The sequence below is a fragment of the Catenulispora pinistramenti genome (genome assembly GCF_018274385.1).
Lineage (GTDB): Bacteria > Actinomycetota > Actinomycetes > Streptomycetales > Catenulisporaceae > Catenulispora > Catenulispora pinistramenti.
The window spans coordinates 15052-31226 of sequence record NZ_JAAFYZ010000014.1; the positions used below are offsets into that span (position 1 = coordinate 15052).

At 68.4% G+C, this 16175-nt stretch carries 14 protein-coding genes; 4 read left to right on the forward strand and 10 right to left on the reverse strand.

Annotated elements, in window-relative coordinates:
• Positions 1-68: 68 nt before the first annotated feature.
• Together KGQ19_RS06390 and KGQ19_RS06395 are read right to left on the reverse strand one after the other, a co-directional pair.
• Positions 69-839 carry an NYN domain-containing protein gene (locus KGQ19_RS06390; protein WP_212008137.1) on the reverse strand — a complete coding sequence of 257 codons (771 nt, stop codon included), beginning with the start codon at positions 837-839 and terminating at the stop codon, positions 69-71.
• Positions 840-873: 34 nt separating this feature from the next.
• Positions 874-2079 (reverse strand): ROK family transcriptional regulator, encoded by a 1206-nt coding sequence (locus KGQ19_RS06395; protein WP_212008138.1) that lies wholly within the window; start codon positions 2077-2079, stop codon positions 874-876.
• Positions 2080-2222: 143 nt separating this feature from the next.
• Here KGQ19_RS06395 and KGQ19_RS06400 point away from each other — a divergent pair, with 143 nt between their 5' ends.
• The gene (locus KGQ19_RS06400) at positions 2223-6830 is read left to right on the forward strand and encodes a glycoside hydrolase family 3 C-terminal domain-containing protein (RefSeq protein ID WP_212008139.1); all 4608 of its coding nucleotides are present in this window, start codon (positions 2223-2225) and stop codon (positions 6828-6830) included.
• A gap of 85 nt (positions 6831-6915) precedes the next feature.
• Here KGQ19_RS06400 and tmpA read toward each other — a convergent pair whose 3' ends face one another.
• Together tmpA and KGQ19_RS06410 are read right to left on the reverse strand one after the other, a co-directional pair.
• Positions 6916-8100, reverse strand: a complete 1185-nt coding sequence (gene tmpA, locus KGQ19_RS06405) for a 2-trimethylaminoethylphosphonate dioxygenase (protein ID WP_438801860.1) — start codon at positions 8098-8100, stop codon at positions 6916-6918.
• Complete coding sequence (locus KGQ19_RS06410) at positions 8004-8750, reverse strand: GntR family transcriptional regulator (RefSeq protein WP_212008141.1); 747 nt, start codon at positions 8748-8750, stop codon at positions 8004-8006. Before KGQ19_RS06410 ends, tmpA begins: the two co-directional genes overlap by 97 nt.
• Before the next feature lie 164 nt (positions 8751-8914).
• Between KGQ19_RS06410 and wsfD the strand changes: the two genes are divergently transcribed.
• Positions 8915-10426: a glycan biosynthesis hexose transferase WsfD gene (gene wsfD, locus KGQ19_RS06415; RefSeq protein ID WP_438801861.1), complete on the forward strand. Its 1512-nt coding sequence runs from the start codon at positions 8915-8917 to the stop codon at positions 10424-10426.
• Here the strand turns inward: wsfD and KGQ19_RS06420 are convergent.
• Positions 10387-10983, reverse strand: coding sequence for a sensor domain-containing protein (locus KGQ19_RS06420; RefSeq protein ID WP_307856354.1), 597 nt, complete (start codon positions 10981-10983; stop codon positions 10387-10389). The genes wsfD and KGQ19_RS06420 overlap by 40 nt on opposite strands.
• A gap of 570 nt (positions 10984-11553) precedes the next feature.
• On the reverse strand, positions 11554-11748 hold the full coding sequence (locus tag KGQ19_RS06425; protein WP_212008144.1) for a hypothetical protein: 195 nt from the start codon (positions 11746-11748) through the stop codon (positions 11554-11556).
• Between the two features lie 327 nt (positions 11749-12075).
• Between KGQ19_RS06425 and KGQ19_RS06430 the strand changes: the two genes are divergently transcribed.
• Positions 12076-12603 (forward strand): hypothetical protein, encoded by a 528-nt coding sequence (locus KGQ19_RS06430; protein ID WP_212008145.1) that lies wholly within the window; start codon positions 12076-12078, stop codon positions 12601-12603.
• Between the two features lie 21 nt (positions 12604-12624).
• Here the strand turns inward: KGQ19_RS06430 and KGQ19_RS06435 are convergent, their stop codons facing one another.
• From KGQ19_RS06435 to glnA, 4 genes are all read right to left on the reverse strand, one after another.
• The gene (locus KGQ19_RS06435) at positions 12625-12774 is read right to left on the reverse strand and encodes a hypothetical protein (protein ID WP_212008146.1); all 150 of its coding nucleotides are present in this window, start codon (positions 12772-12774) and stop codon (positions 12625-12627) included.
• 260 nt (positions 12775-13034) lie between these two features.
• The gene (locus KGQ19_RS49335; RefSeq protein WP_307856355.1) at positions 13035-13445 is read right to left on the reverse strand and encodes a PIN domain nuclease; all 411 of its coding nucleotides are present in this window, start codon (positions 13443-13445) and stop codon (positions 13035-13037) included.
• Positions 13442-13666: a type II toxin-antitoxin system VapB family antitoxin gene (locus tag KGQ19_RS06445; protein WP_307856356.1), complete on the reverse strand. Its 225-nt coding sequence runs from the start codon at positions 13664-13666 to the stop codon at positions 13442-13444. Before KGQ19_RS06445 ends, KGQ19_RS49335 begins: the two co-directional genes overlap by 4 nt.
• A 210-nt stretch (positions 13667-13876) precedes the next feature.
• On the reverse strand, positions 13877-15301 hold the full coding sequence (gene glnA / locus KGQ19_RS06450; protein ID WP_212008148.1) for a type I glutamate--ammonia ligase: 1425 nt from the start codon (positions 15299-15301) through the stop codon (positions 13877-13879).
• A 241-nt stretch (positions 15302-15542) separates the two neighbouring features.
• Between glnA and KGQ19_RS06455 the strand changes: the two genes are divergently transcribed.
• The gene (locus tag KGQ19_RS06455) at positions 15543-15950 is read left to right on the forward strand and encodes an RDD family protein (protein WP_212008149.1); all 408 of its coding nucleotides are present in this window, start codon (positions 15543-15545) and stop codon (positions 15948-15950) included.
• The last annotated feature ends 225 nt before the right edge of the window (positions 15951-16175 follow it).

The window sequence follows — 16175 nt, forward strand, 5'->3', positions numbered from 1 at the left end:
CCGGGTGACGCGCATCACCCCAGGTCAGCGGGTTGCTGACCTGGGGTGATGCGTTGAGGAAGCGGCGGCTACTGGTCCGCGCGGGCCTCGTAGCGCTTGTCCCGGATGTAGATCTGGGCCGGCGCGCCCGCTCCGGCGCTCCGGCGGTCGACGTCGAACAGGCCGGTCGCCGTCACCAGATTGCTGAGCTTGGGGTAGCCGTAGGTGCGGGAGTCGAAGTCCGGCTGCTGGTTGGTCAGGATCTGGCCGACGCCGGACAGGCCGGCCCAGCCGTCCTCGTCGCTGGCCGCCTCCACCACGGTCCGCAGCAGGCTGACGAGCTTCGCGTCGCCGCGCAGCTTGGCCGCCGTGCTCTTCGCGGTCGGCTTCGCCGTGGCCTCCGGCACGACCTCGTCGGTGACCGCCAGGTTCTCGGTGTAGATGAACTTGTCGCACGCCGCGACGAACGGCTTCGGCGTCTTGCGCTCGCCGAACCCGTAAACGATCAGTCCGGACTCCCGGATCCGGGCGGCCAGCCGGGTGAAGTCGCTGTCCGAGGACACGATGCAGAACCCGTCGAAACGCCCGGAGTACAGCAGGTCCATGGCGTCGATCACCATCGCGGCGTCGGTGGCGTTCTTGCCGGAGGTGTAGGCGAACTGCTGGATCGGCTGGATGCTCAGCGTCAGCAGCTGCTCCTTCCACCCTTTGAGGCTGGTCCCGGTCCAGTCGCCGTAGGCGCGCTTGACGTGCGCCGTGCCGTACTTGGCGATCTCCGCGAGCAGGGTCGGCGCGTTGCCCGGCTGGGCGTTGTCCGCGTCGATCAGTACCGCGAGCTTGACCGCGTCTTCCGCGACCACGTGGTTCTCCCTCCGACACGGTCCACGATAGCCGTCACTTCCCCAACCGCTCGGGAACGCCGTCGAGGACGAGGGCTGCCGCGCCGCGTGCCCCGGCGCTGTCGCCGAGCAGGCTCGGGACGATCCGCAGGCGCTGGTGCAGCGAGCCCATGGTGCCCCGGTTCAGCGTGCGGCGCATCGGCTCCAGCAGCGCCTCGCCCGCCTCGACCAGGTCGCCGCCGATGACCACGAGTTCCGGATTGAGCAGCGAGACGACGGTGGACAGCGCCCGGCCGACCGCCTCCCCGGCGTCCTCGACGGCCCGCAGCGCCCCGCGGTCGCCCCGGCGCAGCAGGTCGGCCAGGTCGACGCTGCCGACCGGCTGCCCCCAACTCCGGGCCAGCAGCCCGGTGATCGCGGCCGGGCTGGCGACGGTCTCCAGGCAGCCGCGACCGCCGCAGCGGCAGACCGCGCCGTCGCGCTCGACCACCACGTGCCCGAGCTCGCCGGCCAGCCCGAGATGGCCCAGGAGCATGCGGCCGTCGCTCATCATGCCGGCGCCGATGCCGGCGGCCAGCCGCACGTAGACCACGTCGGCGCAGTCGCGGGCCGCGCCGAAGCGCCGCTCGGCGAGCACGCCGGCGTTGGCGTCGTTGATGATCCGCGTCGGCAGTCCGGTCCGTGCGGCGAGCACGTCGGCCGGCCGGGTGCCGACCCAGCCGGGCATGATCCCCTCGGCCCGGAGCCCGCCGGTGGCCTTGTCGACGGGGCAGGCGATCCCCAGCCCCAGCCCCAGGATCTTCTCCGGCGCCACGGCCGTGTCCTGGACCGCGCTCGCGATGAGCCGCACGGCGGTGTCCAGCGCCCGCTCCGGATCGTCGTCGACGGCGATCGCCTCGGACCGGTCCCAGCGCGACGTTCCGACGACATCGGTCAAAACAGCGCGGACATGATCGTGCCCCACGTCGAGCCCGACCGCGTAGCCGGCATCAGGCTCCAGAGACACCAGCTGAGGCGGCCGGCCGGCGCGCTGACCCGCCGTCGGCGCGCCGTCGGCGCTCTCGCGCACCAGTCCGGCCGTGATCAGCTCCAGGATCACCGAGCCCACGGTGGCGCGCGCCAATCCGGTGCGGCGGACCAGTTCGGCCCGGGACAGCGCGGGGGCGTCGGTGAGGGCCTGCAGTACTCGGACCCGCCCCAGGTTGTGCAGGTTGACAGGGGTCTGGGCGGCGGCGTCTGGCTCGATGGCGGTCGGGTGCACGCCGCGCACCCTAGCAGCGCCACTAAAGCTCGATCTAGTCAAAACTGCTTCGTCATATGTTTCCAGTCTCTTGACTTTCGCGCATACTCGGCTGAATGTGATGGGCGGCGAGTGCTCCAGCAGGCATCCAGTTCGGAGGCGCAATGGAACAGCACAGACGCACCAAACGGCCCAGACTGCGCAGGACGGCCCATGCGACGGTGGCCCTCACCGTCGGACTGGCCATCGCGGTATCCGCCGCACCGGCCTCATCGGCCGGGGCCGCGGCAGGCGGGGCCGCGGCGGCGAAGAGAACGCAGCTGCCGATCTATCTCGACACCCACTACAGCCCCGAGGCCCGTGCCGCGGATCTGGTGTCCCGGATGACGCTCCCTGAGAAGGTGGCGCAGCTGAGCACCAACAGCGGGCCGGCGATCCCGCGGCTGGGAGTGCAGCAGTACACGTATTGGAGTGAGGGCCAGCACGGCGTCAACACGCTCGGCGCCAACCAGGACAACGGCGGCAACGGCGGCGCGGTCCGGTCGACCAGCTTCCCGACGAACTTCGCCAGCACCATGTCCTGGGACCCGAGCCTGGTCTACCAGGAGACCACGGCGATCTCCGACGAGGCGCGCGGGTTCCTGGACAAGTCGCTGTTCGGCGTGAACCAGAACAATCTCGGGCCGTCGGCGAGCGATTACGGCAGCCTCACGTTCTGGGCCCCGACCGTGAACATGGACCGCGATCCCCGCTGGGGCCGGACCGACGAGGCGTTCGGCGAGGATCCGTATCTGGTCTCGCAGATGGCCGGCGCGTTCGTCAACGGCTACGAGGGAAACACCCCGACCGGCCAGTCCGAGACCGGGTATCTCAAGGTCGCGGCCACCGCGAAGCACTACGCGCTGAACAACGTCGAGCAGGACCGTACCGGCGTCTCGTCCAACGTCAGCGACACCGACCTGCACGACTACTACACCAAGCAGTTCGCGAGCCTCATCGAGAACGCGCATGTCTCGGGCCTGATGACGTCGTACAACGCCATCAACGGCACCCCGTCCGTCGCCGACACGTACACCGCGAACCAGCTCGCGCAGCGCCAGTACGGCTTCAACGGCTACGTGACCTCCGACTGCGGCGCCATCGGCACGACCTACCAGACCTTCCCGAGCGGTCACAACTGGGCGCCGCCCGGCTGGAGCACCGACGGCAAGAGCTCCAGCGGGACGTGGACGAACACCGCGACCGGGGCCACCGTCCCGGCTCAGGCCGGCGGCCAGGCGTACGCGCTGCGCGCGGGTACCGACCTGAACTGCTCCGGCGGCGAGAACACGTACGCTGACATCACGGCCGCGATCAACGCCGGGATCCTCAGCGAGGGCGTCATCGACAACGCGCTCGTGAAGATCTTCACGGTGCGGATGCAGACCGGCGAGTTCGACCCCGCGGGCTCGAATCCGTACACGAACATCACCAAGGCGCAGATCCAGAGCCCGGCGCACCAGGCGCTGGCGACCAAGGTCGCCGACAACTCGCTGGTGCTGCTGAAGAACCAGCCGGCCACTGCGGCATCCGCCTCGGCATCCGCCGGGGCATCCACCGGGGCCTCCAGCTCGGCGGCCGTCGCCAAACCGCTGCTCCCGTTGTCCGCGGCGGCCACGAGCAAGATCGTGATCGTCGGCGACATGGCGAACGCCGTGACCCTGGGCAACTACTCCAGCGATCCGACGCTCCAGGTCAGTCCGGTGCAGGGCATCACCGCCGCGGTACAGAAGGCGAATCCCGGCGCGACCGTCACCTTCGACGCCTGCGGTACCTCCACCACGGCGACCACCGCGGCCACCTGCTCGGCGCAGACCCTCGCCGATGTGGCGAGCGCCGACGCGGTCATCGTCTTCGTCGGGACCAACCAGCAGATCGCCGACGAGGGCAAGGACCGCACCTCGATCGCCATGCCGGGCAACTACGACTCGCTGATCAACCAGGTCGCGGCGGTCGGCAACCCGCGCATGGTGCTGGCGATCCAGTCCGGCGGCCCGGTGCAGATCGACAACGTGCAGAAGGACTTCCCGTCGATCGTGTTCAGCGGCTTCAACGGCGAGAGCCAGGGCACGGCCCTGGCCGACGTGCTGTTCGGCAAGCAGAACCCGGACGGGCACCTCGACTTCACCTGGTACGCCGACGACTCGCAGCTCCCCGCGATGTCGAACTACGGACTCACCCCGGCCGAGACCGGCGGGCTGGGCCGTACCTACATGTACTTCACCGGCACCCCCACCTACCCCTTCGGCTACGGCCTGAGCTATTCGACCTTCAGCTTCTCCGGCATCCACGCCGACCGCCGCACCGCCGACGCGAACGGCAGCCAGAGCGTCATTGTCACGGTGACGAACACCGGCAGCACGGCGGGCAGCACCGTGGCGCAGCTCTACGCGCAGCCGAAGTTCACGGTCGCCGGCCAGACCTTCCCGCAGGAACAGCTGGTCGGCTTCCAGAAGAGCAAGGTGCTGAAGCCGGGGGAGAGCCAGCGCCTCACGGTCAGCGCGCAGATCCCCGATCTGGGCATCTGGAATCCGGACACCATGAACTCGGTGGTCTACGACGGCACCTACGGGTTCGAGGTCGGCGCCGACGCGACGGATCTGCGCGGCGGCGTCGACGTCGCGGTGACCGGCGCGCTGACGCCGCGGGTCAGCAGCGTCTCCGTGCAGCCCGACCAGGTCGACTTCCAGGTCGGCCAGACGCTCGACCTCACCGGCAAGAACCCGTGGATCGCGGACGACACCACCGGCGTCGGCTCGGTTCCGCAGGGCCGGAACATGAGCGTCACGGCCGACGGCATCATCGAGGCCGCGGACGCCGACGGCAGTTTCGCCGACCTTTCCAAGGCGCACGTGAGCTACCGCAGCAGCGATCCGCGCGTGGCGACCGTCAACTCCAAGGGACTGGTCACGGCGGTCGGCACTGGCGCGGCGGACATCACGGTCACCGTCGACGGGGTCAGCGGATCGACGCCGATCGTCGTCGGCCACGCGGTGTCCGTCGCGACGCCCGCGCTCGCGCAGCCCGGCCAGGCCTCGACGGTCAGTACGACGTTCACTAACACGGCCGCGGCGTCGACCGGGTCCGGCGCGGTGACCGACGTCGCGATGAACCTCGATCTGCCCGCCGGCTGGACCGCGACCGCGACCAGCCCGGCGAGCTTCGCCAGTGTCGCGCCCGGTCAGAAGGTGACCACCACCTGGTCGGTGACCGTCCCGAACGGTGCCGGGGGTACGTACACGCTGAACGCCGATGCGACCGTCGGAGGCAAGCACGACAGCACCGGCTACAGCCAACTGGCGGTGCCGTACACCTCGCTCCCGGCGGCCTTCAACAACGACGCGATCACCAACGACAGCAACCGCGGCGGCGCCGATCTGGACGGGGCCGGCGCGAGCTATTCGGCGCAGGCACTGGCCTCGGTCGGGGTGACGCCGGGAGCACCGCTGGTGCATGACGGCCTCACCTTCACCTGGCCCGACCGACAGGTCGGCCAGTCTGACAACGTGGTCGCCGCCGGGCAGACCATCGACGTCTCCGGCTCGGGCTCCACGCTCGGCCTGCTGGGCACCAGCACCTGGGGACCCAGCACCGGCAGCGGCACGATCACCTACACCGACGGCAGCACCCAGCCCTACACGATCGGCTTCGGCGACTGGGCCAACGGCACCCCGCCGACCGGTGCCGACGTGGCGATCCGCGCGCCCTACGGCAACCAGCCGGGGAACCAGACCGGCTGGGCGGCGACCGTCGACTACTACCCGATCACGATCGACCCGGCCAAGACCGTGCAGTCGATCACGCTGCCCACCGGCAGCGCGCAACCGCACGGCGGGATCCCGGCGCTGCACATCTTCGCCATGTCCATCAAGTCCGACCAGCTGTCCGTCGCCGCCCCGCCGGCTCTGGAACCGGGCTCCTCGGGCACGGTGACCACGACGCTGGCGAACCCGTCGTCGGCGGCGCTGACCAACGTGGCGCTCGCGTTGACGCTCCCCGGCGGCTGGACCGCGACGAACAGCACGCCGAACACGTTCGCCTCGGTGCCGGCCGGCGCGACGGTCTCGACGACCTGGTCGGTGTCGGTACCGGCGGCCCAACAGCCGGGATCGCAGGTGATCGGGGTGACGGAGAGCGTCGGCGGCAGCCAGGCCGGCATCTCCGGCACCCCGACCACGGTGGCCTATCCGTCGCTGACCGCCGGGTTCAACAACGTGTCCATCACGGACGACGCGAACCACGGGCCCGGCAATCTCGACGGCGGCGGCAACAGCTTCTCCGCGCAGGCACTGGCCGCGGCCGGACTGAACCCGGCAGGCCAGTTCACCTTCAACGGGCTCGTGTTCACCTGGCCCGGCGCCGCCGCGGGCACCGCCGACAACATCGAGGCCGACGGCCGCTCGTTCAGCGTCACCGGCAGCGGCACCACGCTCGGCTTCCTCGGCGCCGCCGCCAACGGCCAGTCGTCCGGTACCGCGACGATCACCTACACCGACGGCACCACACAGCAGTTCACGCTCGGGTTCGGCGACTGGGCGTCCACGTCGCCGTTCCCGGGTTCACAGGTCGCGGTGACTTCGGCATATGGCAACACCTCCAGCGGCAAGTCGCCGTGGAAGGCCTCGGTTTTCTACGACGGTGTGACGCTTCAAGCCGGGAAGACCGTGCAGTCGGTGACGCTGCCGGCCGGCACGTCGTCGCCGCTGCATGTGTTCGCGGCGGCCATCGGCTGATCATGGTCGGCTGAGTTCCGCGGTGCCCCAGATCGGTCTTGCCGATCTGGGGCACTACTCGTATTCCGGTTCTGCGGCCCGGGGTTCAGCCCGCGCTCTCTGCGCGTGTCAGTACTTTGTGATTGCTGGCGACGCCGTCGAGATCTATGTAGCAGCCCTGGAGGTGGCGTCGGCCGTCGGCGGTGAATCCGGTGCGCGCGTGCAGGACGCGGGTGTTGTCGAAGATGACGCAGTCGCCGGGGCCGAGCCGGAACTGGACCGCTGCTGTGGCGTCGTAGAGCAGGTCGGCGAAGGCACGGTATGCGGCGTAGAAGGCTTCGATGTCATCTGGCTCCAGGCTGACCGGCTGCATGGAGCGGTTGTTGAAACGGACCTCGCGGACGCGGCCTTTCGCGTCCAGGCCGATCAGCGGCTGGGTCGAGCTCAGGTCGGTGTTCGCATCGCGGTAGCGGAACGTCACCGGTGTCGTGGTGAGCGAGCGGAACGCCGCCGGGTCGGCAGCGCGCAGCCGTCCGGCCGCCTCGAACCCGTCGACCAACGCCGAGTCGCCGCCCTCGGCCGCGTTGACCAGGCAGTGCAGGAGCTGGACGGTGGGCACCGGGTCCCGGTAGGGGTTGTCGGTGTGCGGGGTGATCGGCAGGTTGGTGAACGCCAGGTTGGTCGCCGCGGGTTCGGTGCGGACTTCGAAGACCTCGCCGTAGTTGGTGGTGCGGACGTAACCGAATTCCGAGGCGACGCGCAGGACCGTGCGGTCTTGGACGGGCACGCCGTGGAGCAGCGCGTAGCCCTGGCGGAGTACCGCGTCGAGGCAGGCGGTCCGGATGTCGTCGGTGGTGAGGAAGCCGTCCCACGCGAAGCGCGGAATCGGGTGGGACGCGCCGTGCCACAGCGTCTTCGCGTCCTCGGTCCTCGGGTTCGGTGTGGTGGCCGGCGCGGACGGGTGGTTCGCGACCAGCCATTCGCGGGGGAAGGTCGCGACGTGGCCGTCCGGGGCGAATGTGAAGGTGACGTGGTCCGGCGTCTCGTCGACGCCGCTCGCCTCCGGGGCGATCGGCAGGTCGGTGATGCCGAACAGCTTCTGACCACTGACCGGGTCCACGCACTCCGGGCAGTGGCAGTTGTCGCGGAGCCAGATGGCCGGGATCTGCGTCATGATTCCGTCTCCTGTTTTCGTTACCGGTCGCGGATGGAGCGCGCCAGCGGTGCGGACGCGACGGAGTTGCGCACGATGAACGTCATCGCGTCGCCGAGATAGCGGTCGTCGGACCATTCGAGCGGGCTGCCGGACGGGTCGGTGGCGCGCCGGCGCTCGCGCAGGAGCGCGGTGCCGGCGGCCGTCTCCAGAAGCGCGGCGTCGGCGGGGTCGGCGTTGATCGCGTCGATGGCGTGCTCGGCGTGCTCGAGGAAGATCCCGAACAGTTCCAGCGCGTCGCAGATGGACTCCCGGTCCAGATCGACGGTGGCGAGCAGGGTCCCGACCCGTTCCACGTAAGCGGTTCGCTCGATCATCACCGGACGCCCGGACAGCAGCCGGACGCGGGTCAGCCGGAAGACCGGATCGCCGACCGCCAGGCCAAGCTTCTCGGCCTCCTGGTCGTCCGCCATGGCGCGCTCCAGGCTGATGGTGCGTCCGGAGGGGACCTCGCCGATCAGCCGGGCCCACCGCGAGAAGGACCTCAGCTCGCCGAAGTTCTGCTCGCGCGGCCGGGCCAGGACGGTGCGCCGCGCGCCTTGGTGCGAGGCGATGACGCCTTCTTCGGTGAGCAGGGCGAACGCGCGGCGGACGGTGCTGCGGGAGACGCTGTACGCCTCGGCGATCTCGTGTTCCGACGGGAGCTTGGCGCCGAGCGGATGGACCCCGTCGAGGACCGCTTCCCGTAGTCGCTCCGCCAGCTGGCGGTACCCGAGGACCGTCGACATCCGTTGCCTCCGCCTACTTCGCCTACTTCACGCCTACTTGGCTCCGCCAACTTGTGGGACCAAGATAGCAGTTGTGGGACTAAGTTGGCAGCGGATGCCCCACCGATGATCTTCGTTCGCGATACAACCCCGTCTGCCGGTCCCCCGGTTAAAGAGGGGTGAGAGTGATCGGGAGGGGAACGTCCTTTGCCTCGGTTGGGCTGGGAGTCGCTTCAGCTGTGGCGATGGCTGTACGGCTGCTGATACCAGTCCCAGTGGGCATGGCCGATAACAACGACGGGTCCCGGCTGCTGTGCCTGGTCGGTGCGGACGCGCGGGTCGTTCACGGCGCGCAGGTGCCCTTCTGGCGTTACGTCGTGGAGAACTATCCCGCTGTGGGGCCGCGTCACCGATGCGAGTCGTATCCGTCCACGATGCTTCTTCCCGCCTGGCTCGCGGCGGCGGTCCACCGGTACGTGCTCAGGCTTCCCGGCGTCATCGACCTGCGGGAACTGGTCATCGAGTACTGCGTCATCGTCGGGTTCGTGATGTGGGCTGCTTCGCGGCTGGTACGAGGTTTGTCCGTGGCGCCGCGCGTTGTCGTCCTCGGTTCGTTGTTCTTGGTCCTGGCCGAGGCCACCTTCGCCGACTATGCGAACTCGCCCTACACGGAGACTGCCGCGATCTGGGGTCTTGCGGTGTTCGCGGTGGCAGGCGTCGCGGCCATGACCGAACATCGGAGACGACGCGCCGCGTATGTCGTCGCGTGGTCGGGGGCACTGTTCGCCGTCGGTGCGAAAGTCGAGTCCCTGACACTGGTGGTGCCGTTGGGAGCCTTCTTCGTCGGCTGTCGAGGAGGGTGGCGCCGTCTTGGCGGACGTTCTTTGGACCGCTCTATCCCCGTGCTCGCCGTCGTCTCGCTGATCGGCGTGGCCATGTGGCAGGGCGGTGTCTTCGGGGGCGGCCCCAGGGACCAGCAGACGAACGTGCGGAACGAACTCACCATGACGCTCATGCCGTTGTCGGACGACCCGGGCGCCGTGGCCGCGGGGCTCGGGCTGCCGCGTTCCCTCGGCGGCTACAGCGGCACCAGCATCTGGTCCGCGCATCCGATCCAGCAGGATCCCGCGTTCGACTCCTCGCGCGTCACCATCCCGCGCCTCGGCGGCTATCTCGCCACCCACCCCCGACTCGCGGCCCGGGTCCTGGCAAGCGGATCAGGGCCCTTCTCGCGGATGTTCCGCACCGGCTACTACATCGGCAACTACAGCAAGGCCGACAGCCGGGGGCAGGCCCAGCGGGAGGAGCACCGGGTCGCGGTCGTCTCCTGGCTGGCGAACCGCTTCGCCTGGGTCGGCTTCGGCGGCATCGTGGCGTACTGGATCGCCTGTTTCGCCGGGGCGATCACCCTTCGCCGCCGCGGCGCGAAGGGCTCGCTCCGGCACGCGTTCGCCACGGTCGCCCTCGTGCTCGCGGCCGGCTCGGTGTTCCAGTACCTGACCGCCGTCTTCGGGGAGGGCAACGAAGTCACGAAGCACTTGGCGATAAGCCTGTTCTGCGCCACGCTCGCACCCCTGTGGATATTCGCGGCCCGATTCGCGCGCAGCGTTTCGTCCCTCCGCGATCTCATCGACGATGAAGCGCCCCCGACAAGCGGTCAGCTCGCACCCTGCGCGCTCTTCAACCGCCCGGCCTGAACATCGGAAAGGTGGGACAGAAGCGTCCCGCCCATCTGCTTCAGCACCGTGGGATCGGTCGACACCGGCCCGATGATGGCGACGACCGAGACCGCCGTACCGACCGCGACCAGTTCGGCGGCCATCAGCTCGGCCTTGCCGTCGGCGGTCAGGTAGTCGATGTAGCCGGCCTGCCCGGCCTTGGCCAGTTCCGGAATCGCGCTGGGCGACATGGTGACAGAGCCGCCGCCCTGCTGCGGCACGGAGAGGCTCTGGCACCCCTTGAGCCCCGCGGCGAGATCGGTGATCAGCGCCGAGGCCTTGGCAGCGGAGGGGAACGTCATCACCGAGTCCTCGATCGAGTGGCCGTCCCCGGCCTTCGTGAGCTCGCGGTCCACCTCGGCCGTCGTGCCGTACTTAGGGACCAGGGCTTCCTGCGCGTCCACGAAGACCTGGCAGGCACTACCCCCGGTGGCCACCACGTCCTGGACGTTCGTGGTCGCCTTGCTGTCCTGCGAGGGGTCGAAGGTGTAGCCGGCTTCGTCCTTGCCGGTCAGCAGGATCTGCTTGCTGATCACGTCCGTCGTCAGCGTGGATCCGGAGGCGCTACCGGAGGATGCGGCCTGTGCACTCGTACTCGGACTTGCGCTCGTACTCGAAACTGCACCCGTCCTCGTACTCGCCGACGGTTTGGCGGCCTTCGCCGAACCGCCGGTGCTACAGGCCGCCATGCTCAGGACTATCGCTGCGAAGACGGCTATGGAAACACCCTTGGTCCCGAACGGCATGGCGGTCAACATAGCAGCACCCAGAGACGGCCGAAATGAACAACGAGTGTCACCGCGATCAGCGATCTAGCACCAGCCGTCGCGACGCACGAGATCTCGGGCGGCGCCGATCAGCACCGCGAGGGCAGCGCGCTCGGGGACGTAGCGCGGGAGAGCGGGAGAGGCCGAATCCTGCTGCGGACCGGCGCCCCAACTGGACGGGTCCTTACTGTGGCGACGGGCCCACTTTCGGCCTCCCCACGCCGTACCAGCCCCAGAGGTCTTGTCCAGGCCGGGCGCGCCAGCGGCAGCATTCCGCACGGATACGAACATGCCGCCTGTCCGACATTGCCACGATATTCGGCGCCCACAGTGCCACGGCTAATGTGCGTCGAGATCGGACAGCTGGGCCCGGACCCGCTCGATGGCCGGGCCCATTCCAAGGCGTCGGTAGATATGCAACGCCTGGTTCAGGTATGCCAGGCCCTGGGCGCGATCGCCGGTAGCCAGGTCGTGGTCGGCTATACCCTCTAGAGAGATCGCCTCGTCGGTGGGTTTGTGTAGTTCCCGGTTCATGGCCAGGGCCTGCTGATATAGCGTGACGGCGCGGATGCGGCGCCGAGCGCGGCGATGGTGGCGGCGTGATAGTTCAGCACGGTGGCCTCGCCACCACGGTCACCGATCTTTCGCCCCGGATCAAGATCATCCGGCCCATTTCGGGCCCGCATGAGGCTCGAAAACACTCATGATCAACACCGAGTGTCCAATTTAGATGTCGAAGTACTAGACATGGAAACCTGTGAGCTGCGGAAACGCGGCGAGTGGGTACGGGCGGCCCACTCTGGGCCCACCCCGCCTACGCGAGCTGGACTCGTCTCCAGCACCTCGAACATCATGGCCGCTGTGAACCTCTACGAAGTGGTGCCTGATCCTCCTGACGACGTCCACGAACGTTGGCGGAACCGCGAGGCCCCCGACGGAGACTTCATCGTGTACTCCGACGGGTCGCTGTCGGTGATGAGCCTGGTACGACTCCGTGCGCATGACGCGCGCCACGACCCGCGGTCGGAGGACTGGCACTGGTCGCAGACCCTGCGGGCCACTGCGTGGCGCGCCGGCGACTGGCTGGACGTCGACGGGACGATGGCCTCGTCCAGCCACGCCGGGTACCGTGCCCTCGCCGGGGAGTCGGCGAGCCACGGCAGCATCGGCTGGGTCGCGCTGACCCTTGACGACGAGCAGCGCACGCTGCAGTGGCTGGCAGTGGCCTGCTCGTCCAACCCGTTCGCCGAAGTCACCCTGGACGAGGCCACGGTCACCGCCACCAGCACCCTGGGGCGCGTCTGGGCCTTCCCGCGCGACGCCCCGCATCTGGTGGCGATCACCGCGGACCCGGACTATCCATGGCCGCGCACTGTTGGGGAACGGTAGGGCGCTACCCAGGCCGTACGGCTACTCGCCCTCGACGGCCACAGCGGCAAGCTTGTCGAGCAGCGCGGTGATGACGGCGTCGGTCAACCGGTAGCCGTCGGCAGTCCGCGTCGGGCAGAACGTCCGCGACCAGGTGATCGCGAAGTCGTGCTCCTGGTCGACGTGCACCACGGTCGGCTCGCCGTGCTTGCCGCACGCGCGGTAGTCGAGGGCGGGATCCGCCGCAGCGATCCTCGGACCTGTAGATACGCGTATCGCCCCAGGTCAGCGACTTGCAGAACTGGGGCGATACGGGGTGCTGCAACATTCTCAAACTGCGTCTCCGCAGGCCAAGCCACGTTCTAGATGTCGAAGTACTCGCCATGAAAACCTCTGACCTGCGGAAAACCTGCCGCTGAGTATGCCGGGCCCACTTCGGCCCACATGCCTTACTAGCTGCGGATATCCTGCTGTCGAAGCTCCGACAGTACAGAGGCGATGGCCACGAAGTCGTTGTCGACGTGCAGAACCGTGAGGCCGTGGTGCACGGCTGTCGCGGCGACCAGAAGGTCGATGGGGCCGGGTCCGCGGTGCTGCGACTTGAGCGTGAGTTTGTACTGGGCGGCATCGACCCAGCGCCATGCATCCTTCGGCACTGGTGCCATCCCACACAGGACATCGACGACGCTGGCCATTTCGTCACGGTGTGCGGCATTCTCCGCAGAATAGAGAATCTCGGCGCGTGTCGGTTCGCTGACGTGGAACAGACCCTCCGCGCCGTAGTGCTCCCAGGCCTTCATCGTCTCCGGGGTGCGCGTCAGATGCCAGAAGGCTGAGGTGTCGAGGAGGAACCCGAACTTCACTCGTGCCACGCCTCTTTTCGTGCTTCGTACGCGGCGATGCCCCTGTCGAAGTCGCCTTGTGCGCCCATGGCGGTTAGCTTCCGCATAGCCTCAAGGCGCCTCAGCCTGGCTGCTGTCTCCTGCAGGGCCTTGTTGACGGTGTCCTTCTTCGTCGTCGTTCCCAGCAGCCTCATGGCCTCTGCCAGTGCGTCCTCGTCTAGATCGATTTGGGTGAGCGACACGGGTCCGCCTCCGATCTGGTCGCATGTACATGGCATGTGTCCCTAATGTACATCATGTACATGCCGATGTCAGGCCCACGGGCGGGTGAACATGAGGGATCCCCGGACCCATAGATACGGGTATCGCCCCAGGTCAGCGGCTTGCTGACCTGGGGCGATACGAGGTGGCGCATTTTCTTCAAACTGCGTTTCCGCAGGTCAAGCCACGTTCTAAATGTCGAAGTAGAGCTCGAACTCATGCGGCGTGGGCCGCAGCCGAACCGGGTCGACCTCCCGCTCCCGCTTGTACGAGATCCACGTGTCGATCAGGTCCTGGGTGAACACGCCGCCCTCGAGCAGGTACTCGTGGTCGGCCTCCAGGGAGTCCAGCACTGCCGGGAGGCTGCCGGGGACCTGGGGGATCGAGGCGTGCTCGTCCGGCGGGAGCTCGTAGAGGTCCTTGTCGACCGGGGCCATCGGCTCGATCTTGTTCTTCACGCCGTCCAGGCCGGCCATCATCATCGCGGAGAAGGCCAGGTACGGGTTCGAGGAGGGGTCCGGGCAGCGGAACTCGATGCGCTTGGCCTTCGGGTTCGAGCCGGTGATCGGGATGCGGATGCAGGCCGAGCGGTTGCGCTGGCTGTAGACCAGGTTGACCGGCGCCTCGTAGCCGGGGACCAGGCGGCGGTAGCTGTTGACCGTCGGGTTGGTGAAGGCCAGCAGTGAGGGGGCGTGCTTCAGGATGCCGCCGATGTAGTGGCGGGCGGTGTCCGACAGGCCCGCGTAGCCGACCTCGTCGTAGAACAGCGGGACGCCGTCCTTCCACAGGCTCTGGTGGCAGTGCATGCCCGAGCCGTTGTCGCCGAAGACCGGCTTGGGCATGAAGGTCGCGGTCTTGCCGGCCTGCCAGGCCACGTTCTTGATGATGTACTTGAACAGCATCAGGTCGTCGGCGGCGGCCAGCAGGGTGTTGAACCGGTAGTTGATCTCCGCCTGGCCGGCCGAGCCGACCTCGTGGTGCTGGCGCTCGACGATCAGGCCGGACTCGATGAGCGTGCGGCTCATGGTCGCGCGCAGGTCCGTGTAGTGGTCGTTCGGGGCCACCGGGAAGTAGCCGCCCTTGACCCGCGGCTTGTAGCCCCGGTTGCCGCCCTCTTCGGAGCGCCCGGTGTTCCAGAACGCCGCCTCGGCGTCGATGTGGTAGAAGCTCTCGCCGGGGCCGGAGGCGAAGCGGACGTCGTCGAACACGTAGAACTCGGCCTCCGGGCCGAAGTAGCACGTGTCGGCGATGCCGGTGCCCTTCAGGTACGCCTCGGCCTTCTTGGCCACGTTGCGCGGGTCGCGGGAGTAGGCCTCACCGGTCAGCGGGTCGTGGATGAAGAAGTTGATGTTGAGGGTCTTCTCCGCGCGGAACGGGTCCAGGCGGGCGGTGCTGACGTCGGGCAGCAGCTGCATGTCCGACTCGTGGATGGCCTGGAAGCCGCGGATCGAGGAGCCGTCGAAGGCCAGGCCCTGGGCGAAGACGTCGGCGTCGAACGACTCAACCGGCACCGTGAAGTGCTGCATCACCCCGGGCAGGTCACAGAACCGCACATCGACGCTCTTCACGTCGTTGTCCCTGAGGTACGCCAGTACCTCGTCGGCGTTCGAGAACATCCACTACTCCTTTGAGTACTCTCACCGGCCGGAAGCCTCTCGCCACCGGGGCCGGGACCCAACGGGCACTTCTGTGACCGTAGGACCGGGGGGTTTCCCGGCCGTGTCCCTTTTGTTTCCGGCGTGTTACACGGAGCCCGGCTCCCTTCCAACCTACCCTGTGGGCAGGTCGGCGCCCCTGGAATGGTCGGGGGCGACGTTGGTGGCGGGCGTGGAAAGTGTGCGGGGTACCGTGGACGCCATGACCTCGTCCGACTATTCCGGCCAGCGTTTCGGCCTCCCGCAGACCGGTCCGGGCTCGATGGCCCCGGTCGGCCGCCGGCTGGCCGCGTTGATGATCGACTGGGCCATCGCCTACGGCGTGGCCTACCTGCTGGTCGGCGACCGGCTGTTCAAGTCCGGCCAGTTCGCGGCACTGAGCCTGCTGGCGGTGATGTACCTGGTGGGCCTGTCCATCAGCGGCTCCACCTTCGGGATGGCGATCCTGGGCCTGCGGGTCAGCTCCGATCAGGGGGCCAGGGCCACGCCGTACAAGATCGCGATGCGCACCGTGCTGTTGTTCCTGGTCATCCCGGCGGTGGTCTGGGACGCCGACGGCCGCGGCCTGCACGACCGGGTCGCGCACACGATGATCATCTCCACCCGCTGACCGATCCGGCGCGTGGAGCACGGCCCCGCGGCCGAAAAGCAAGCGATATCCGCATCGGGCGCCCACGAGACGCACGCTGACCAGCGTCTCCGCGCAATGCCTCGCGCAGTGCCCCGCCCAGTGCCCCGGCACGTACCCGCGCACAACGCCGACGGCCCGCGACCGGAGACCGGTCGCGGGCCGTCGTACGTTCCATGGCGTTTCGCTAGGGTTACAGCACGCAGA